Here is a 19024-nt window from a genome sequence, read left to right as displayed (position 1 = left end):
AATTTGGCGGATGTACTCTAGAGGGAATATTCTATGCCCATTCTGAAGAAAAGGCCGGGAGCGCGAAATCCAAGGTATTCTTCGTATGAGGTATTGGTGAAGTTTTCGAATATTCCAAAAAGACGCCACGCGGGTGTGGGGCGGTACGTAATCGCAAGATCGGCTTTGACATAGCCTCCTACCCTGTCTTCTTCTGTAGGAATTTGGAGGTCAAAGCGTGTGCCGATGACTCGGACCTGAGTCCGTATGGTCCATGTTGCCGAGGGGTGAGTCGTGAGTGTGAGGCCGCCACTCCACTTTGGGCGATTACGAAGCGGGTCGGATGTCCCCTCAATTTCCGTATCAAGGTAGGTCACAAAACCTTTGACAGAAAATCCATCCAGAGGCGTGACGAGCGTTGACAGTTCAAGCCCTTGAGTGTTGACGGTTTGAAGATTGACGAGGCGAAACATATTCATTCTTGCCAGAGCCGGGTCCAGATCGATGAGTTGTGAAAAGCGATTGTGAAAATAGGTGAGTTCAATCTCCGGGCCATCGTCCCCCAGGCTGTGATGAATGCTCACGTCCCATCCTTGGCTACGCTCCGGCTTGAGTTGCGGATTGCCAATCGTTGGGTCACCCAGGCTTGCCATGCTCGGAAGTTTAAATCCTTCTCCATATCCAGTGCGAACCCGAGTCGAGGCTGTGGCTTGATAGCTCAGAGCGATTCGGGGGCTTACCTCCGCGCCAAATCCTTCAGGAATATCTACTCGTAAGCCCATCGTAGCTTGAAGGTCCGAAAGCAGTGTCCCGGATACTTCTGTAAATAGAGCATGAGTCGATCGTGTATTATGAAAATCTGTACGTTGATCTGTCGGAGCACCGAGAGCGGTGAGCTCCTGGATGCCTGTCCGTTTGCCAATTTCCGTCGTGAGTTGAATGCCGCCAGCAAACGACCAATCTGGGGTGAGGGCCACCGTATGCCGCCACGTTGGCTGAATGCGGGTATACGTCGTGTGAAAAGTATTTGGAGGAATCCGAAAGATCGTCGGGTCTGACGCAACGCCTGGATTGTCGCTGTCTTGCGTGCGTCGAAAGATAGTGAGCGACATGGTGTGTTTCCAATGATCTGTCGGATTATGGATCAGCTGTAGCCCTGACACGAGTTCGGCGGTTGTTCGTGTTTCCGGGTCGCGAATAACGGCCAAGCGCGATCCACCGCTGCCTTCTGGAAACCCCTGGGTTGAAGTATGGGTGAATTGCCCGGTGAGGCGGAGTTTCACCGGAAGACCGTTATCCCAATTCACATGCCACCCTGCGGTACCCAATTCAAATCGATCATGCTTGACCTGTTCGTCATTTCGAGTATGTGACAGTGATACGGCATAGGTGAGCGGACCGACGGGGCCATTGGCCTGGAGCAGCTCTCGAGTAAATCCGAACCGTCCAGCCGCACCACGGATGAGTTGATGTGATTCCTGCCCTCCTGATTGTGTGATGATATTAATGGCTCCTGAAACGGATTCGGACCCATACAGCGCTGAGAGGGGGCCGCGAATGATTTCAACTTTCTCGATTCGTTCCGGCGTGAGCGTTGAGAGGTCTACCGAGCCTCCACGCTGATTGGTCGGGTCATTGATTGGGACTCCATCGAGCATAATTAACGTAAAATTGGGATCTCCTCCTCGAATATAGATTGAATTAATCCCTCCTCGTCCGCCCATTTCATCCACATGAAGACCGGGGACTTGCTGCAGGATTTCGCTGAATCGATGGGCTTGTTGATGGGCAATGTCCGATCGAGAAATGACCGTGACGCTGGCGGGGGTTCGAGTGATGGGAGTTGGAAGAGCGGAGGCGCTGACAATAACCGGATCCAGTTGAGTAATCTCTGCTTCATCTGATGCATATGATATTGCCGCGCTATAGAATAGCCAGATCAGCAGGAGTATATGACCGAATAGGAGGATGAACGGTCTGTGGGTGTGCTTGTTCAAGCAGAAGAATCTGCGTATAGAAAGACGAAACGCATTATCAGTGTATAACCTATTTTTTTCTAAAACATGAGACAAAGACTTTATCATTTACGGATCAATCGAGCAAAATGGATTGGGGATGATTGAGGCAGGAATTATCGGGAGTGGCAACAAATAAGTCAGTGGGGCACATTTTTTAAATGTCTTGTCATAAGAGATTTTCTGCTGTTCAGTATGACAGAGGCTTGTGGATGCCTTCTCTATCTGACAGACAATGCCAGGACATGATACCTTTTAGGTATACCATGTCGATACATCGGTGAGTCGAACGGGTCGGTCACGTCATCTCAGCAGGCTGCGAGTATTTGCTGTCGTGACGCTCTTCGTCGCACACAGAAGGGGTTGCGGAATCTGAGTGTTCGTTGCAGCATTGTCTGCTCGAACCTATCGTGAGTCAGAGTGTTCTTATGGATCCAATACAGACACTATCCGTCGTCATTCCAGTCTTCAATGAGCGGCAGACGATTGAAGAACTTCTACGGCGTGTGCTTCAGGTCGAGCTCACTGGAGTGGCGAAAGATATTGTCATTGTGGATGATGGTTCAACTGATGGAACCACTGAATGGTTGCGGGCATTGCTGAAGACTGAAGATGGGAAAGGCGTCCTTCCCAACTCATCCCATACTGAAGACGTCGTGACGTATCAAAACGTGAAGGTCTTGTTTCATGCGCAGAATCAAGGGAAAGGAGCCGCATTAGTTCGGGGTTTTCAAGAGGTTAGTGGAGATGTGGTCGTCGTGCAGGATGCAGATTTAGAGTATGATCCGCAAGATTATGCAGACCTCATCAACCCTCTCTACCGCGATACCGCAGATGTCGTCTATGGCTCGCGATTTCTTTCTCGCACAACTCCTGCGTGGACTATGGCTGGCTATGTCGGGAATAAGTTGATTACGGCATTGTCCAATCTTGTGACAGGACTGTCTCTGACTGATGTGTGGACCGGATACAAGGTCTTTAAGCGATCGGTGATACAGCAGATGGTCTTGAATGAATCGGGTTTTGAACTTGAGCTTGAATTGACGAGTAAGGTGGCATTTGGAAAGTGGAGGATTTGCGAAGTGCCCATCTCGTATCACCCTCGGAGTCGAGTCGATGGGAAGAAAATTACTTGGAAAGATGGCCTCAAGGCTATTCAATGCCTCTTCCGGTATCGTTGGAGTAAACTTCTTGGTCAGCAACGTGAAATCCAAAAGTTTTTCAACCCACAAGACCCTTGATCCTCTTTTTTCCCTTTCAGTGTCTTATTTTGTTTATGATTCTCGCTCTCAACTAGTGCCTTTGATTAGTTTTGGTATCTACACTCCTGTCCTCGTATTATTCGATCTGTCAGTCTGGTTGTCTATGCCTTCGCAAAGTGTATGGTGAGCCCTACAGGCGCCATGTTGCCTTCATCTGCGTCATTCTGTCGCATGAAAATCCAAGTCATTGAATTGACTTGCCTTGTGGGTAGAGCCCGTTCTCTTGCTGATCAGGGAACGGCTTTTGCTGTCTCTTACTATACGATATTCATAGTTTGTACATCTTGTCTGAATTGACGGTAGGTTGAGGAGGCCAAGGCCTTTCATAGGCAGCTTATATTTGGAGGAGTTTTTATGGTGACGCGGATTATTGCAGTATTCATGATTGGTGCCATTGGCGGCATGCTTAGTCTCTTGACAGTCAACGATAGACCGGATGGAGACAAGCATTTCATGCACATGTTTTAATAGGGAGGGGGTTATGACTGTTCGTATTACATCGGCACTCATTATTGGTACCATTGGTGGCATGTTAACCCTTGTTCCGATTTCGGGTTTTGCCGGTTCTGCGCAGGATGCGTTCAAGAAGTTGCAAGGACAAAATGGCTCAGAAGTTAAAGCTCAATCTGCTAGTTCGTCTGCCAAGGCCACAGGTAAGAATAGCGAGGCTAAAGAAAAAGCTCAGAAGGCCATGAAAGACGCCACGAATAAAGAGTCGAAGAAAATGCGAAACTAAAGGGTACTCAAGAAAAGAAAATTTCCTGAAATAGGCAAGCAACGGAGAGCTGGCTTTTTCATACCCCTCATCATATTTTGTTGCTAGCTCTACCGGTATAAAGGGCTCATTTGGATGAATCTGAATGAGCCCTTTTCTTTGTCTGATAATGGTTGGTGTTCAGCAGGTTACGATACAGTCTTTTCGTTACTGAGGGATGCAATCTCGATGTTGAGTGCACGGGAATATGATGATGGATTGTTGTCTCGTGATTTGCGTTGCAGGGGTTTGAGGGAGGCGTTGTGTACTCAGGATCATTACCCCAGGGTAGTGGCGCATGTGTTGTAAAAGATAATTGATAGCTTGGTTCGCGTAGCGATCATGAGAATTGGATACGTCCGTTCTTTTTCCAAATAGGGCGTCGGCTTCGTCAAAGAGCAAGACGGCTTCCTGTATCTTGGCCATGCGAAAGATCGAGGCAAGATTTTTTTCAGTTTCTCCAATATACTTTTCTATGGTCTTTTGTACATTGAGTTTCAGGAGTGGGCGGCTCAATTCAACAGCTAAAGCTTCGGCTGCTGCGAATTTCCCCTGTTGATCCGGCCCTGTAAACACGGCTGTGGTTGGACGTGTTTTGTGAAGATGCGGTTTGAACATGGTACTCTGTAGGGTTACATGTTCTTTGATTTCTTGCGAGAGGGTTTGCAAGCGTTCGACCGTCTGAGCGGACAAGGACAGGTTTTCGCAGGTAGGCTTAGGTTGTTCACTCATTATCGCCTGAAGTGTGTTTGGCCTTTGGCGGGATTCTTCGCTTGAGGTCGCGACTGGAAGACTCAATGTTGTGAGAAGAAACAGCGTGAAGACATTCACGGATGTGGTCATGGTCAGTTGTACGATTGTTGGCTACTATAGCGAAACCAATAACTTCCAGCCGAATGTACATCATGTACACAGAGTAAAACACACGCCGTACAGACGGAAGTATATTGGAACGGCTATAGTCCTTTTCCATGGATCTTACGGCAATCGATTGATGATGTACAACATCTGATGTCCGATGTGTGGATGAGCATCTTCGTGTATTCAAACTGCCGTGAATGAAAGAGCATGAATCTGCCCATCTCTCACATGCAATTTTTTCTCCCTCAACTTTTGGAACGTGTGTTGCCATCGGGTGGCGTGGCTGATCATCTTCATGGACATTTCCGGGCCGATGCGACCGCTTGGGCCATGATGGTTCTGACATCACAGGATCTCGAATCTGAAGTCGTAAAGGCGGCTGGAGATCGATTGTTGGATTATCAACTGTCGGATGGACGAGTGGTGATTTCAATCGATCATCCTGATGTTTTGTGGCCTACGCCGTTAGCCGCGCTCGCTTGGCAGAGTTCGGGTCTTCATCACGATGCGTGGCAACGGGCCGTAATGTGTATGCTTCACACAACCGGGGTTCACTGGGAGAAGTCTGACTATGCGGCCGTCAGTCATGACACATTGATTCCGGGCTGGCCGTGGACTGAGCAAACGCATTCCTGGGTCACGCCGACGGCTTTGTCGATGATAGCCTTATCCGCAGCCGGATATGGTGAACATTCACGAGTCACGGCAGGTGCCAACTTGTTACTTGATCGACAAATTCCGACTGGAGGATGGAATTACGGGAATACGTCTGTATTTGGTCAACAGCTTCGTCCATTTCCGGAAACGACGGGAATGGCTTTAAATGCTCTTGCGGGTCGTGTGCCTCGTCAAACGGTCGAACCCAGTCTTCGCTATCTTCAGGAGCGCATCACCACGCTTCGAACTCCGCTTTCGTTGGGATGGGCAATCTTAGGCCTGAAAGCGTGGTCAGTTTCGGCAGATGCAACGCAAGAGTGGATTATTGAAACGCTTGAGCGAACGTCGTACTTTGGGGGATACGATACGGCTTCGTTCTGTGTGTTATTCGCTGCGAGCCTTGCGACTGAAGGGTTGGAAAGTCTTGTCACGCAACACGTCGAAGGGGACCAACGTGCTTAGATGATTTGAGGTGATGGAGTTCCACGGTATGTTCTTTCGTTCATATACTTCTTCGACATGGTCGAGGCGCAAGTTTCTCAAAGTTCTCTTGGCTGGGAGTACGCTTGTGGCTTCATCGTCGTGCACAACTTCCATGAGACGAAAGTCTCACTTATCGACTCAGGTCTTTATTGGCCAGGCAGGTTCTTATGAAGGGAATCTTCGCAGCGTGATAGCGCAAGGGTTTCAAGAACTCGGGATATCTGCTGCCGAAATGAATGGGAAAAAGATTTTACTTAAACCGAATCTCGTTGAAACCCATATGGCTAGCGCGCATATTAATACCCATCCGCTGGTTATTCGGGCAGCGGTTGAAGTGTTTCTGAGTCTTGGAGCCAGGCAGGTGGTGGTGGGTGAAGGGCCCGGCCATCGACGGGATGCATTGCATATTTTAGAGGAGTCGGGTCTTGGGTCGATCCTACACGAAGACCGCATTCCTTTTATCAATTTGAATGAACAGATTGGCTATCCAGTAAAAAATCAAGGCCAATGGACGGCCCTTCCCTCTTTGACCTTTCCTGCCGTCTTCCGTGATATCGATTGGATCGTCTCAATGCCGAAGTTGAAAACTCATCATTGGGCTGGTGTCACGTTGTCCATGAAAAATCTTTTTGGCGTCATGCCGGGGCTATATTACGGATGGCCCAAAAATGTGTTGCATCATCATGGGATTCATGAATCTATCTTGGATATTTATGCTACGCTCAAACCGCACTTTGCGATTGTCGATGGGATTGTCGGAATGGAAGGGGACGGCCCCATCATGGGTGATCCTAAGCCAATGGGGGTGCTAGTCATGGGGAGAAGTCTTCTCTCCGTCGATGCCACTTGTGCGCGGTTGATGGGAGTGAGTCCTCATAACGTTCCGTACCTGAGTGCAGCCGAGAGCTGGATGGGCACGATCAACGAAGCAGGTATTGAGCAACGAGGTGAACTCATTCGAGCGCGTCGACAAGACTTTGCCTTATTGGACTACATTCCTGCTCAGCAAGGGTTACGTTTGAACGAATAGCTCTCTGCTGATTTTTCGAGAGTACGGTGGTGTCTTCTCAATCAAACAGCTTCATCTAACTGCCGAGGATCTTTTCTTCAGATGACGAGAATACGGAAGCCCACTGATCAACTTGCCGGTTGTTGTTGGCTTCCACGATTTATAGACAAGGTCCGCTTGCAAATCTCTGGGAAACTGCCCCTGTTGTATCGAATGACGTTTTGTAGTCCGATGGGATTCGATGGATATTTTTTACGTCACTTCCAGATACGAAAAAACGATTTCCTGAAGGCCGTTCAGGACTCAGGGGTGGGTGAAGATGGAATTGGCCAATGGTTTCTCGCTCAGCCTGGAGTCACTGAGGAGCGGGTTGCAGAATGGAACGCATTCGCTCCTCGGTTGGGTGAGTCGGGTCAGCCAGGTTACTGGACATTTCACTTGGTGAAATATGTGTTCTATCCCAAGGCTGTGGCTATAGCCGACTCGAGTCACCTGCGCGAGTTGAGAGTTTGTACTGCGCGGAGTTCGTGGTCTTTCCCAGTTTTGAGTACATGTGGATTCGCTATAGCCCTGTCAATAATCTCTTTGAAGCGATCATTCAAGATGAAGAATGATTTGCAAGGTTTTTTAAGAAGGTTGTGTGGGGAGTGCTTCCCTGATGGTATCTAATGCATTCGTGACATTCTGTGCATCAGCTAAGCCCAACCATGACATTCGTATGGCAGGTATTTCCCCTTCTGGATATTCCGTCAATGGTTTAACCACAATATTGTTTTTTTTGAAAATCTTCATGAGCATGGTGTGATGTTGATGCTGAAAGGTCAGGATCCCTGGCGCGTGCGGACCATCCCATTCTTGTAACTGTATGTCGTTTGTTTGCTCTAGTTGGCGTTTAGCTGCCTCCCGTATATTCTGCAAGACTTCAGTGTTGAGCCCTTCCTGATTGATGTGTTCACAAGCTTTGGCGAGCCCCGCAATGAGGCCAATATTCTGCGTGCCAATTTCAAAACGAGAAGCCAGCGGTTGTCCTTTCGGTTCAGGTTGTGACTGGATGGAAGGTATGTGCTCTCGCAGATGCTTGGAGAGGACAAGTCCTCCTGTCCCCAAAGGGCCTCCGCACCATTTATAGCCTGAGAAAAAGTACGCATCACATAGTAGCTTGTCGAAATGTACGGCAATGTGTCCTACGGCCTGGGCGCCATCGACGATAAAGAGCGTTCGGCACTCTTTCGCAAGGGCTGCAATTTCAGTGACAGGGAAGATTCGTCCATCTACATGAGACACATGACTCAGGATAATTGCTCTGACTGGTTGTTCATGAAGCGCGTCACGAACAGATTTCAGGAATTGTTGTGACGAAGAGGTTGGCGGTAGGAAATGTGTTTCAACGCCTCTGTGTGTGAGGGCCAGTAGTTCGTTACGAATAGAGGGATTTTCATGAGTTGAACTCAAAATGATATCTCCTCGTTTCCAATCAATTGAAGAGAGAAGCACGTAATTTGCGGTTGAGGCGTTTGGGACAAACGCAATGGAAGATGGATCTGAAACATGGAGTACGCGGGCAACGGTTTCGCGGCATCGTTGAATTTTCGTGCGATACCACTGAATCCCGCTTTCGGAATATAAATATTCGTGAAACTCCGAGAGCGTTGTTTCGACTTCCTGTCTGGCTTCAAGGCGGGTTGGACAGGAGGCCGCGTAATTGAGATATAACATCAGAAAGTGTTCGAATACGATGAAAATGCTAGCTTGCCATCTTCCTGCCATGCATTCAAGATAAAGTTTTTTCTTGAATTCATAAGACTCCACGGCTAGGCTTGATGTTGGATATGTCAGATTGCCGTGATGCGATGCGTGAAGAAAGGAATGGCGACCATGTCTGAATCCCTTGTGACTCATCGAAAGGCGTCCAACGATGTTGCGTTGATTTTTGTGCATGGGTTTGGTGGGGAACCGACAAAGACCTGGGGACAATTTCCTGAGTTTCTTTTACAGGACTCCCGTCTCCATAATTGGGATATGTATAGCGTGGGATATCCGAGTGGATTAGGCTTAGACCTGGTTGGCATTTGGAAGGCCAATCCCTCGATCGATACCATCGCCAAAAGCCTTATTACCTATGCGAAGGTTCAGTTCACCTCGTATCAACGGCTCGCGCTAGTTGTGCATAGTATGGGAGGGTTGGTCGTTCAACGTGCGTTGGTTGATGACCACAACTTTGTGAAACAAGTTGGTCATGTGTTTTTCTTTGGTACGCCAAGTCGTGGATTAAAAAAGGCATTATTTTTTCAGTTTTGGAAAAGGCAAATTGACAATATGGCAGAGGGCGGTTCATTTATCACGGACCTTCGTGATCGCTGGGATCAGACCTTTTCAAATGGACAGGCCCCTTTTCAATATTGGGTCACGGCTGGAGATCAGGATGAGTTTGTTCCCAGACATTCGTCGCAGATGGGATTCCCGGAAGACCGATGTTGTGTGGTTCCAGGCGACCATTTAAGTATTGTGAAACCGGAACATGCAGATAGCTTAAGTGTCCAGATTGTCGTGGGTGGATTAGCCGGTAATGCCAATACCATTGCCATCGCAGATGCGGCCCAACGGGCGATTGAACATCGTCAGTTTCAGGAAGCCATTTCTCTGCTTGAGCCTAAGAAAGAAGGACTTGATGAGCGAGGTGTGGTTGAATTGGCCTTAGCGTATGAAAGTGTTGGTCGTCATGCTGAGGCACTCACGGTGTTGCACGATCGGCATGCTGACGAGACTGATGCCATGGGTGTTCTCGCAGGTCGATTAAAACGACGTTGGTTGCTTGAGCGGCAAGCACAAGATGCAAAAGCTGCACAGAATCTTTATCGACAAGGTTTTGAGCAGTCCGTACGAAAAAACCATTTAGCGCAGGCCTATTACCATGGAATTAATCTCGCGTTCATGTCGTTGGCCTATGATGATAACTTTGTCGAAGCACAGAATTTTGCAAAACAGGCCATAGCGCACTGCAAGGAAGCCAAAGAGGATAAATGGCAACGGGCGACTTTGGGTGAAGCCTATCTCCTTCTTGGCGATGCTGATGAGGCGGTTCGTTACTATGCGTCTGCCTTAGCTGCGAAACCTGCCCCAACTCCCAGGGAAGTCGATTCGATGTTGCAACAAGCTCTCAAGGTTTCCAGCGTTTTAGGATATGAGGACGCTGCTGATCGCTTGATGGTTGTGTTTGGAAGGGCGCATGCATGAATCGTCCACTATCAAGAGAATAGTAGCAGCAAGATCGCAACAACGATTACCCGGCAGGCTCAGCTGGGTCGCTCAACGACCGTGTCCAAGCATATTGATGTGTATTTGGATTTGCTATAAATCCTAAAGTAAGAGGATTGAGGCTTCGTCCAGCAATTCTTCATTCACGCTGCGCATACATTTGGACCTGTTTTCTGTCTATAAGTGTGTCGGTGAGACGTATTATGGCTTTCTTGCCAATGCGAGGCCAATAAGTTCTTCGGAATCGGTGTACCATTTGATCATGTCAAAGCCGGATTGCTTGAGGAGATTTTCGGCACGAGGGTGATCATATTTTGTGCTGATTTCCGTGAGTATATCTTCTCCTTTCTCTAAATTAAAGGAAAGATCAAGGCCCGGTATCTCCACGCGTTGTGATTCCTTTGAGCGCAGTCGCATTTCTATCCGATGAGCCGTCGTATTGTAGAGCGCGACATGTTCAAAGTCGTCAGGATTGAGCGTGGCATCCAACATGCCTTGCATAACGTGCAGAATATTTTTATTGAATGCGGCTGTGACGCCCGCTGAATCATTATAAGCGGCTTCAATGCGTTTGATGCTTGTTTCTAGTTGCACCCCTAGCAAGAAAAAATCACCCGATGCCATTTCCGCATGAATGGATGAGACAAAGTCGAGAGCGGATTGAGAGTCGAGGTTTCCGATTGTTCCCCCCAAAATGACGACGAGTCTGCGGCCACCGTCCGGGATATGTTCAAGATGAGCCAAGAAGTCCCCTACGACCCCATGCACATGAAGACCTTTATACTCTTTGACGAGTTCCTGGGCCACGCGTCGGACGATCCCTTCACTCACATCAAAGGGGACGTAGAACCGTAGTTGATTGGCCCGAGCCATGGCGTCGAGTAGCACGCGAGTTTTTGTGGCAGCGCCTGATCCTAGTTCAACCAATTCGTCGGCTTTGGTCAAACTCATGATTTGGTCGGCACATTGATTCAGAAGGTGTCGTTCTGTTCGTGTTTGATAATACTCCGGGAGTTCGCAAATGGCTTCAAACAGTTCAGACCCTCGATCGTCGTATAAATACTTTGTTGGTAATGTGCGAGGCGTTGATGTCAGGCCCTTCCGTAATTCTTCTTGAACGCTGGTCGGTGTCTCACCACTCACATGTACATCAATGATGATATTCTGTGGCTCGGCGGTGCAGTCCATACTTCCTCCTCATGGGGGTGTGTGTGAATGTGAGAGGATTGAGTGATTTAGGGTATTGACGACAAGAAGCGCTAAGAAGCTCGCCGCGCTAGGAGCCCTGTTCGATACAATGAAATGTCAAGCGTGTCGGTATATCCGTGGGTGTTGTGAATCTAGAGTGTAGCTGTCATGAATATGTGTTGACCCTTTACCGCATTCAGTTGTGGTGATTAGGGAAAAAAGAAAACGTCTAACCAGAGGGAAAATCACCGACGGGGAATGTTTGATCGACTTTACCTAGTATAAAAGGGAATGTGAATTGATGCAACTCTTCTTCTTTCTTTTTGGATTGAGGCGTTGCTGTTATCTTGACGCCATGCCTTTGGGTTTGACCCAACGTTCAATCACGCTGAGCAGACCATCGACAAACAGTGCGAGTAATGCAGCTGGTAACGCTCCGGACAAGATTAATGTCGTATTGGCAAGTTGCAGTCCGGATACGATCGGAACGCCTAAGCCACCAGCACCGATAAATGCTGCTAACGTCGTGGTGCCAACGGTAATGACGGCAGAGGTGCGAATGCCCGACATTATCAATGGTGCCGAGAGAGGCAAGCGTACCCATGAAAGAATTTGCCAGTCTGTCATGCCAAGCGCTTTCGCGGATTCGACGGCGGACGGCGCCGCTTCTCTGAGTCCTGTGTACGTGTTGCGGAGAATGGGAAATAATGAGTAAAGCCATAATGCCATGATGGCTGGAAGGGCGCCTATTCCAAAAATGGGAATCATAAAAGCTAAGAGCGCGATTGAGGGTATCGTTTGCGTCATTCCAATCAAGCGAATCAGAGGTTCTGCGATGGTCCGCTGACGTTCCAGCGCAAGTCCAAGCGGAACAGCCAGAAGAATGCCCAAGACCAATGCCAATCCGGCGAGACTCACATGTTCCAGTGTGTGAGAGGCGAGCACATGTTTATGTTCCCAGAGATATGGAATAAGATCTGATGAGGGAAGGGCTTTGGACGAAGGTCTCTGGTCGCTTGTCTGAAGAAGCTTGATTGATACAAGCGCATCGTGGGCTACGTGTTTGACTGAATCTCCCTTTTCCTGCAGTCGAAGGTTTAAGGCTTGCATTGATTGTGTATCAAGAGAATTGGCAAGCGAAGCTAGGACTGCTCCGAGTTGAGGGAATTGCGTGAGGATGTCTCCACGAATGAGCACAGCCGCTTCATAGGGCGGGAAAAAATGACGGTCATCGTCTAAGACCTTCAAGTCATAGACCGCGAGTCGTCCATCGGTTGTGTAGACATCTAGCACATCGACATCACCCCTCTCGGCTGCTTGATATTTGATCGTCTGTTGCATGGTCACGATTTCTTTGAATGTTAGTCCGTATTCTCGCTGCAATCCGGGGATCCCATCTGGACGTTGCACGAATTCATACCCCACGCCTGCCCGCAGTGTTGAGGACATTTTTGTTAGATCAGAAATCGTGCGAATATTCAATTCCTCAGCCTGACCTTCGGACATCGCTAAGGCATAAGAGTTTTCAAATCCTAGCGGGCTCATCCATACCAGATTCCATCGTGACAAAAATTCAGCACGCACATGGTTGAGAGTGTCTTGTGGAGTAGGAAGAGGGGGGTGTTCAAGAATGCTCACTAATCCCGTTCCCGTGTACTCAGGGTAGAGGTCAATAGATCCGGATTTGAGCGCTTCGAATGCGACTTGGGTGCCAGCAAGTCCCAAGCGACGTGTCACGGTGATCGTCGTTTTCGCCTCAATGAGTTGTGCCAACATTTCTGCCAGCAGTCGATTTTCCATGAAATTTTTTGAACCCACGACGAGACGTTGTTCGGGTAAGGGCGCTTGTAGGTCCGATGCGTACAGATATGCAGGCCCAAGGTTGAACAGTAATGCACTGATGAGAAGCGCGTGCCGTGCAATCATTGTGAGTTTCTGGGATTACGGGTCGGGTACATGTTTCAATAAGTTTTCGACATAGGTATTTGCTGGATGAGCCATGAGTTCGTCGGGTGAGCCAATTTGCATGATCTGTCCTTGTCGCAAGACGGTGATTCGATCCCCGAGGCGAAAGGCTTCACGAAGATCGTGCGTGACAAGAACCATGGTTTTGTTGAGGCGTTGTTTGAGATCTAAGAATTGGTCCTGTATGTCGATTCGGGTGAGTGCATCCAATGCCCCAAATGGTTCATCTAAGAGAACGATATCCGGATTGCCAGCGAATGCTCTGGCGACCGCGACTCGTTGTCGCTGGCCGCCAGAGAGTTCTACGGGATAGCGTTGTCGATATTGTTCAGGATCAAGACTCACGAGGTCGAGCATGGCGTTGACTTGTGTGTCACATTGCAGGGAGGACCATCCAAGGAGAGTTGGCACGAGGCCAACATTTTGTTCAACGGTCCAATGGGGGAGAAGTCCTCCATCTTGTTGGACATATCCAAGCCGTCGTCGCAGTTCAATTGGATTTTCGTGATGGGCGGTTTTGCCTTGAATGTGAATTTCCCCAGATGTCGGTGTATCGAGTCGGTTGAGGAGTCGTAGAAGCGTGGTTTTTCCTGATCCACTTTCTCCAATCAGGACCATGGTTTCTTCAACGTGTACATGCCAATTGATGTCCTTCAACGCAAAGGTGCCATTGGGAAACTGTTTGGTCACATGACGGGTTTCAAGTGCGACGTTGGGCATGGGTAACGTTATGACGAGCCATCTTGTGAGTGGCGCATAAGAACTGTGGGCACTGATTGTGACAATTGTTCAGGAGATATTTCTGATCAGGATACCAAGGACGGTCTTCTGTAGCCAGAGGTTGTCATACATTATAGAGAAAGCATGCTGGTAACAAGAATATCTTCGCAAAATATTGTCACGTTCATGTGCGCTTTGCTACCCTCGTACAGATGGTATGTGCTGATCGATATCATCATATGGTGGACGTGTTGGAATGACCCCTTTTGAGGGGTTTTTTATTGACGGCTTTCTACGTGGGCGTTGTCTGTGTGAAGGAGGAGCTCATGATCTCTTCAGCTGTACTCCCTGAGGCGTTACATCAAGTTCGTACGTATATGGATGAGATGTTTTCGCTCATTCATCCTGACTCGTTTTATGAACGAGGGATTCCGGAACGTCATCGCCTCATTTTTTACCTCGGGCACGTTGAAGCCTTTGATTGGAATCAAATCGCTCGATGGACGTTAGGGAAGACGTCGTTTCATGAAGAGTTTGATCAATTGTTTGAAGCCGGCATTGATCCTGCGCAAGGAACATTGCCATGTGATCAACCGTCTGACTGGCCGGCTCTTGATGAAGTCTTGGCGTATAATCGACGGGTACGAGAAGAAATCGATCGCAGTATTGATGACGCCCCTACTGATATTTTACATATTGCCATTGAACATCGATGGATGCATGTTGAGACCACCGCTTTTATTTTTCATCGTCTTGCCCAGACCTCGAAGTTCCCTCCGACTCTCCCAGCTTCTCCTGTGTATCCATCTCCCGTGCACGAGATGATCGAAGTCCCTGAAGGAATCGCGACGCTTGGAAATGATTCATCTGATGCATTTGGTTGGGACAATGAGTTTGAGGGGTATGAGGCAACCGTCCCGGAATTTTTAATCAGTAAACATAAGGTCACCAATGGTCAGTACCTTCAATTTGTTCACGAAGGAGCCGCTCCTCCATCGTTTTGGGTGCAACGTGGGGATGCGTGGTTTCTCCGCACGATGTTTGGTGAATGTCCGCTTCCCCATGATTGGCCGGTGTATGTTTCTCAACGTGAAGCCCAAGCCTACGCGACGTGGGCTGGTATGGCTCTGCCGACTGAAGCGCAATTTCATCGTGCAGCGTATGGAACACTGGACGGCGAGGAACGGTTATTCCCCTGGGGAAACGAATCGCCAAAGGGTATTCACGGAAACTTCGGCTTAAAACATTGGGATCCCGTGTCAGTCACGGCACATCCGGCTGGAGAAAGTGATTTTGGAGTGGCTCAACTCGTTGGTAATGGATGGGAGTGGACCTCTACGCTATTCAGCCCTTTTGACGGATTTACGCCTCATGAGACGTATGCTGGCTATTCAGCCAGGTTTTTTGATCAGGATCATTATGTCGTCAAGGGGGCTGGTCCTCAAACCGCTGCATGTCTGCTTCGTCGATCATTCAGAAATTGGTTTCGTCCCAACTATCCCTACGCCCATGTGGGATTTCGATGTGTCCAAAATTGATCATAATTTGAACTTGAGGGATACATACGCCATTCTGTTCTTCATGCTTACCTAGAAAACGTGGTTTATCATGAATGGTGGTAGCTCGGATTGGCGTACGTGCGGGTGGGTGTCTGACCTGACATCTGTCTGGCGCGACACGACGCTGATTGTGCTGACCGCTCAAATCGCCGCAATCTACGCGGCCATTCTTATTCCTTTCAAAGTTGGTATTCCCATTATTCCAGGTTTTGTTGAGTTACGCCCTGCGAACGCCATTCCGCTTGTCACCTCGCTGCTCTTTGGTCCAGCGGCGGCCTGGGGCGCAGGAATTGGTAATCTCATTGGGGATTGTTTTGGCACATTGGGGCCAGCCAGTGTCTTTGGATTTCTTGGAAACTTTTTTCTTGGCTGGATTCCCTATGTCATGTGGGGGAATCTTGGCCCGCTTTCATCCGGAAAGCCTCCGTATGTGAAATCCTGGAAGCAAGGTTTTGAGCTGACGATGGTTTGTGCGATCTCATCCGCTGTATGTGCGGTGACGATCGCTTGGGGTGTTGAGTTGTTAGGGTTTCTTCCGTTCATGGTACTGGCTCCCGCTATTTTTTTGAATAATATTGTTATGGGACTATTGCTCGGGCCGCCGTTACTGTTGTTTCTGTATCCCCGGGTAAAACGATGGGGGCTGTACTATCAGGATATGTGCGATGTGCGAATGAAAATACAAGATTCAAGCATTTCGTTAGGAAAAACTGCGTGTTTGGAAAAACTGCATCCAAGGTCTACTCGTGATGGACTCATGGTTGAGATGGAGGCTGTGACCTTTTGCTATCGGTCTGCTGAAGGAGCTGCGTTGCGCAATCTTTCATTGCAAATTCGAAAAGGTGAATGGATTGTAATCATGGGGCGGCGGGATTCTGGAAAATCAACGTTGTGTCATTGCCTGAATGGACTGATCCCACGCTTAGTCCCCGGCGTATTTTCTGGATTCTTAGCAATTGGGGGACAATCAGGTGCGCATGCGAGTCAACCCGAGAACGTTGGGCTCGTTTTTCAGGACTTTGATACCCAATTAATCTCCACGAATGTCGAACAAGAAATAATTCATCCCCTTGAGTATCGGGATCCGCCTCTTTCGTTCGAGGCGATGCGAGAACGGATTGACGCGGTTATGCGGGAAGTCGGTCTCGAAAACTTTGCCTCCCGGGATCCCTTGACCTTGTCAGGAGGGCAGCGTCAACGATTAGTGTTGGCTTCGGTCCTGGTGTGTTCACCAACCTTGTTGGTGCTGGACCAACCCATGACTGACCTTGACCCTAAAGCACGGCAACGCCTACGGAGCTTGTGCCTCAAGTTGAAAGAGCAAGGCATGACGATCATTCTTGTCGAGCATGAGTCTTCGGAGGTGTTAGCGGCTGATCGTCTCTACGTTCTGAATCACGGTGAAATCTGTTGGGAAGGAACCCCGAGAGAATTATTTCAATCGCCAGGCCTTCCCGGGCAGTTTGGTCTTGCGTCATCCCCACTCGCAGAATGTTTCGTTGATCTTCGTCTGCCGACATTACCTTTGACAGTGGAGGACGCATGGTATGTGACGGATAAACTTGGGATCACGCTTGACACGGGAAGCCATGTGGCAACACATGAGGATGGGATGGATGAAGGACGTGTCCCGAGTAGTCAATCTCATTCATTGATTCATTTTGACGATGTGACATTTGGATATACTCAAGGTGTTCCGGTGCTCACAGGTGTGTCGCTGACGATTGCGCAAGGTGATTTTGTGGCGGTGTTAGGGGAAAATGGATCTGGGAAAAGTACGTTGGGAAAACTTGTGAAGGGGCTTCTTCTTCCATCTGAAGGCCATGTTGTGGTGCATGGTCATAATACGACAGTCACGTCGATAATCGAATTGTCGCGGATGGTTGGGTATGTCTTTCAAAATCCTGATCATCAGATATTTGCAGAAACCGTGTGGGATGAAGTGGCGTTTAGCCTGAAAAACCTTGGAATTCCCAACAATGAATGCGAACAACGTGTTGTTGAGGCCTTGATGGCGGTCGGCTTAGATGTGAGTCGCTATCGATTCGAAGATCCGTTTTCATTAACCAAAGGCGAGCGTCAGCGTGTGGCCGTGGCATCTATCTTGGCGATGAAGCCGGATATTCTTATTTTTGATGAACCGACGACGGGACTCGATGCACAAGAAACAGATCGAATGATGAGGATGATTCGTGCTTTGCATCAGCAAGGCCATACGATCGTCATGATTACTCACACGATTCAACTTGTTGCAGATTATGCGACACGCTGTGTGTTGATGCATGATGGTACAGTCTTAGCGGATGCCTCCACTCGAGACATTTTTTCAGATCCATTACTTATGCAGGAAGCGGCTTTAGATGTTCCGGCGGTTACGAGATTTAGTCAACGTTGGGGCTGTACATTATTGACTGTTGAAGAAGTGAGAGCGGCTTTGAGATTGCCATGACGATTTCTCTGTACCTTGATCATGATACATGGATGCATCGATTAGATGCCCGTACGAAAGTACTAGGTGTTTTGGCGTTGTTTATGCTCGCATTGTTGTATAGCCATCCATTCTATCTTGCGGCAGTGTGGGGTCTGGTTTTTCTTGGTGTGGTCAGCGCCAACGTCTTGGCCAATCTGAGGAAAATTTCGATACTTCTCGTGTTGTTATTTTTGTACAGTGCGATACTCTGGCCATTTTTCGTTGACGGGCACACCCTTATTTTTCATTGGGGTTCCGTCCTGATTACGGCTGAGGGATTGACGTTTGGTTTTGGTATGGGGTTACGGCTGAATGTCATGGTGATGAGTGGGATATTGTTACTTTCGACAACAAGGCTGGAAGACTTTGCACGCAGTCTTCAACGATTTGGTATTCCCCCGTCAATGGGATTTGCCGTGACGCTTGCATTTCGTTGGGTCCCGACATTACTTGGTTCGATCAGTATGATTGTCCAGGCTCAACGATCTCGAGGCCTAGACCTCTCTGCAGGGTCCTTTGTAGAAAAGATTCGAGGATATGCGCCCTTGGTCGTTCCCCTCATTGGCCATACGCTACGACAAACCACGCTACTGGCTATGGCTCTTGAGTCTAAAGGGTTCAGGCCGAGCCGTCGTCGTCACTCGTATGCCCAGGAACGCATGACAGGTCTTGATTACGGTGTCTTGTTGGTTGCAGTAGTCCTCATTGGGGTGAGTTGGCGATTGCGTGTCATGGGATATGGAGTGTGATTCGTGCCCTCACTGTAGCGCGGTATGAGTAGATTCACAAAAAACAGCGCCCTCTCCATTTTCATGGAAAGGGCGCGAATCTTTAGATATTCATGAGT

The 19024-nt window shown here is 48.6% G+C and carries 15 protein-coding genes; 9 read left to right on the top strand and 6 right to left on the bottom strand.

From position 1 onward, the window contains the following. Nucleotides 1-17 precede the first annotated feature (17 nt). Nucleotides 18-1976 (bottom strand): TonB-dependent receptor plug domain-containing protein, encoded by a 1959-nt coding sequence (locus ACWHX8_RS16600; RefSeq protein WP_447969248.1) that lies wholly within the window; start codon nt 1974-1976, stop codon nt 18-20. A gap of 428 nt (nt 1977-2404) precedes the next feature. On the opposite strand from ACWHX8_RS16600, the gene ACWHX8_RS16595 reads away from it, so the two are divergent. Beyond that, a complete protein-coding gene (locus tag ACWHX8_RS16595; protein ID WP_447969247.1) occupies nt 2405-3235 on the top strand; it encodes a glycosyltransferase family 2 protein in 831 nt (276 codons plus the stop codon). A gap of 502 nt (nt 3236-3737) precedes the next feature. Then, nucleotides 3738-3992, top strand: coding sequence for a hypothetical protein (locus tag ACWHX8_RS16590; protein ID WP_447969246.1), 255 nt, complete (start codon nt 3738-3740; stop codon nt 3990-3992). A 186-nt stretch (nt 3993-4178) separates the two neighbouring features. On the opposite strand, the gene ACWHX8_RS16585 is transcribed toward ACWHX8_RS16590, so the two are convergent. After that, on the bottom strand, nt 4179-4853 hold the full coding sequence (locus tag ACWHX8_RS16585) for an AAA family ATPase (protein ID WP_447969245.1): 675 nt from the start codon (nt 4851-4853) through the stop codon (nt 4179-4181). A gap of 225 nt (nt 4854-5078) precedes the next feature. Between ACWHX8_RS16585 and ACWHX8_RS16580 the strand changes: the two genes are divergently transcribed. The 3 genes from ACWHX8_RS16580 (at nt 5079) to ACWHX8_RS16570 (ending at nt 7689) form a co-directional block, all read left to right on the top strand. Next, nucleotides 5079-5990: a hypothetical protein gene (locus tag ACWHX8_RS16580; RefSeq protein ID WP_447969244.1), complete on the top strand. Its 912-nt coding sequence runs from the start codon at nt 5079-5081 to the stop codon at nt 5988-5990. Nucleotides 5991-6018: 28 nt separating this feature from the next. Further along, nucleotides 6019-7041: a DUF362 domain-containing protein gene (locus ACWHX8_RS16575; RefSeq protein ID WP_447969243.1), complete on the top strand. Its 1023-nt coding sequence runs from the start codon at nt 6019-6021 to the stop codon at nt 7039-7041. Between the two features lie 81 nt (nt 7042-7122). Next, nucleotides 7123-7689 (top strand): DUF5069 domain-containing protein, encoded by a 567-nt coding sequence (locus ACWHX8_RS16570; protein ID WP_447969242.1) that lies wholly within the window; start codon nt 7123-7125, stop codon nt 7687-7689. Here ACWHX8_RS16570 and ACWHX8_RS16565 read toward each other — a convergent pair. Next, nucleotides 7648-8736 carry an aminotransferase class V-fold PLP-dependent enzyme gene (locus ACWHX8_RS16565; RefSeq protein WP_447969241.1) on the bottom strand — a complete coding sequence of 363 codons (1089 nt, stop codon included), beginning with the start codon at nt 8734-8736 and terminating at the stop codon, nt 7648-7650. The two genes, ACWHX8_RS16570 and ACWHX8_RS16565, sit on opposite strands and share 42 nt — an antisense overlap. Before the next feature lie 159 nt (nt 8737-8895). Here ACWHX8_RS16565 and ACWHX8_RS16560 point away from each other — a divergent pair, with 159 nt between their 5' ends. Beyond that, entirely contained in the window at nt 8896-10254 is a 1359-nt protein-coding gene (locus ACWHX8_RS16560; protein ID WP_447969240.1) for a tetratricopeptide repeat-containing protein, read from the top strand. A 222-nt stretch (nt 10255-10476) separates the two neighbouring features. On the opposite strand, the gene egtD is transcribed toward ACWHX8_RS16560, so the two are convergent. The 3 genes from egtD to ACWHX8_RS16545 all read right to left on the bottom strand — a co-directional run bounded on the left by egtD (nt 10477) and on the right by ACWHX8_RS16545 (nt 14148). Beyond that, nucleotides 10477-11463, bottom strand: a complete 987-nt coding sequence (gene egtD / locus ACWHX8_RS16555) for an L-histidine N(alpha)-methyltransferase (protein ID WP_447969239.1) — start codon at nt 11461-11463, stop codon at nt 10477-10479. A 342-nt stretch (nt 11464-11805) separates the two neighbouring features. Then, nucleotides 11806-13389 carry a glycine betaine ABC transporter substrate-binding protein gene (locus tag ACWHX8_RS16550; RefSeq protein ID WP_447969238.1) on the bottom strand — a complete coding sequence of 528 codons (1584 nt, stop codon included), beginning with the start codon at nt 13387-13389 and terminating at the stop codon, nt 11806-11808. A gap of 15 nt (nt 13390-13404) precedes the next feature. Beyond that, nucleotides 13405-14148 carry an ATP-binding cassette domain-containing protein gene (locus ACWHX8_RS16545; protein ID WP_447969237.1) on the bottom strand — a complete coding sequence of 248 codons (744 nt, stop codon included), beginning with the start codon at nt 14146-14148 and terminating at the stop codon, nt 13405-13407. 326 nt (nt 14149-14474) lie between these two features. Between ACWHX8_RS16545 and ACWHX8_RS16540 the strand changes: the two genes are divergently transcribed. The 3 genes from ACWHX8_RS16540 (at nt 14475) to ACWHX8_RS16530 (ending at nt 18926) form a co-directional block, all read left to right on the top strand. Next, complete coding sequence (locus tag ACWHX8_RS16540; protein ID WP_447969236.1) at nt 14475-15686, top strand: SUMF1/EgtB/PvdO family nonheme iron enzyme; 1212 nt, start codon at nt 14475-14477, stop codon at nt 15684-15686. A 70-nt stretch (nt 15687-15756) separates the two neighbouring features. Beyond that, nucleotides 15757-18156, top strand: a complete 2400-nt coding sequence (locus ACWHX8_RS16535; protein WP_447969235.1) for an energy-coupling factor transporter ATPase — start codon at nt 15757-15759, stop codon at nt 18154-18156. Next, complete coding sequence (locus ACWHX8_RS16530; RefSeq protein WP_447969234.1) at nt 18153-18926, top strand: energy-coupling factor transporter transmembrane component T family protein; 774 nt, start codon at nt 18153-18155, stop codon at nt 18924-18926. Before ACWHX8_RS16535 ends, ACWHX8_RS16530 begins: the two co-directional genes overlap by 4 nt. Nucleotides 18927-19024: the final 98 nt, after the last annotated feature.

This window comes from Nitrospira sp. M1 (assembly GCF_965152605.1).
The sequence above is the reverse complement of the archived record's forward strand: the minus strand, read 5'-3'. Positions and strand labels throughout refer to the sequence as shown.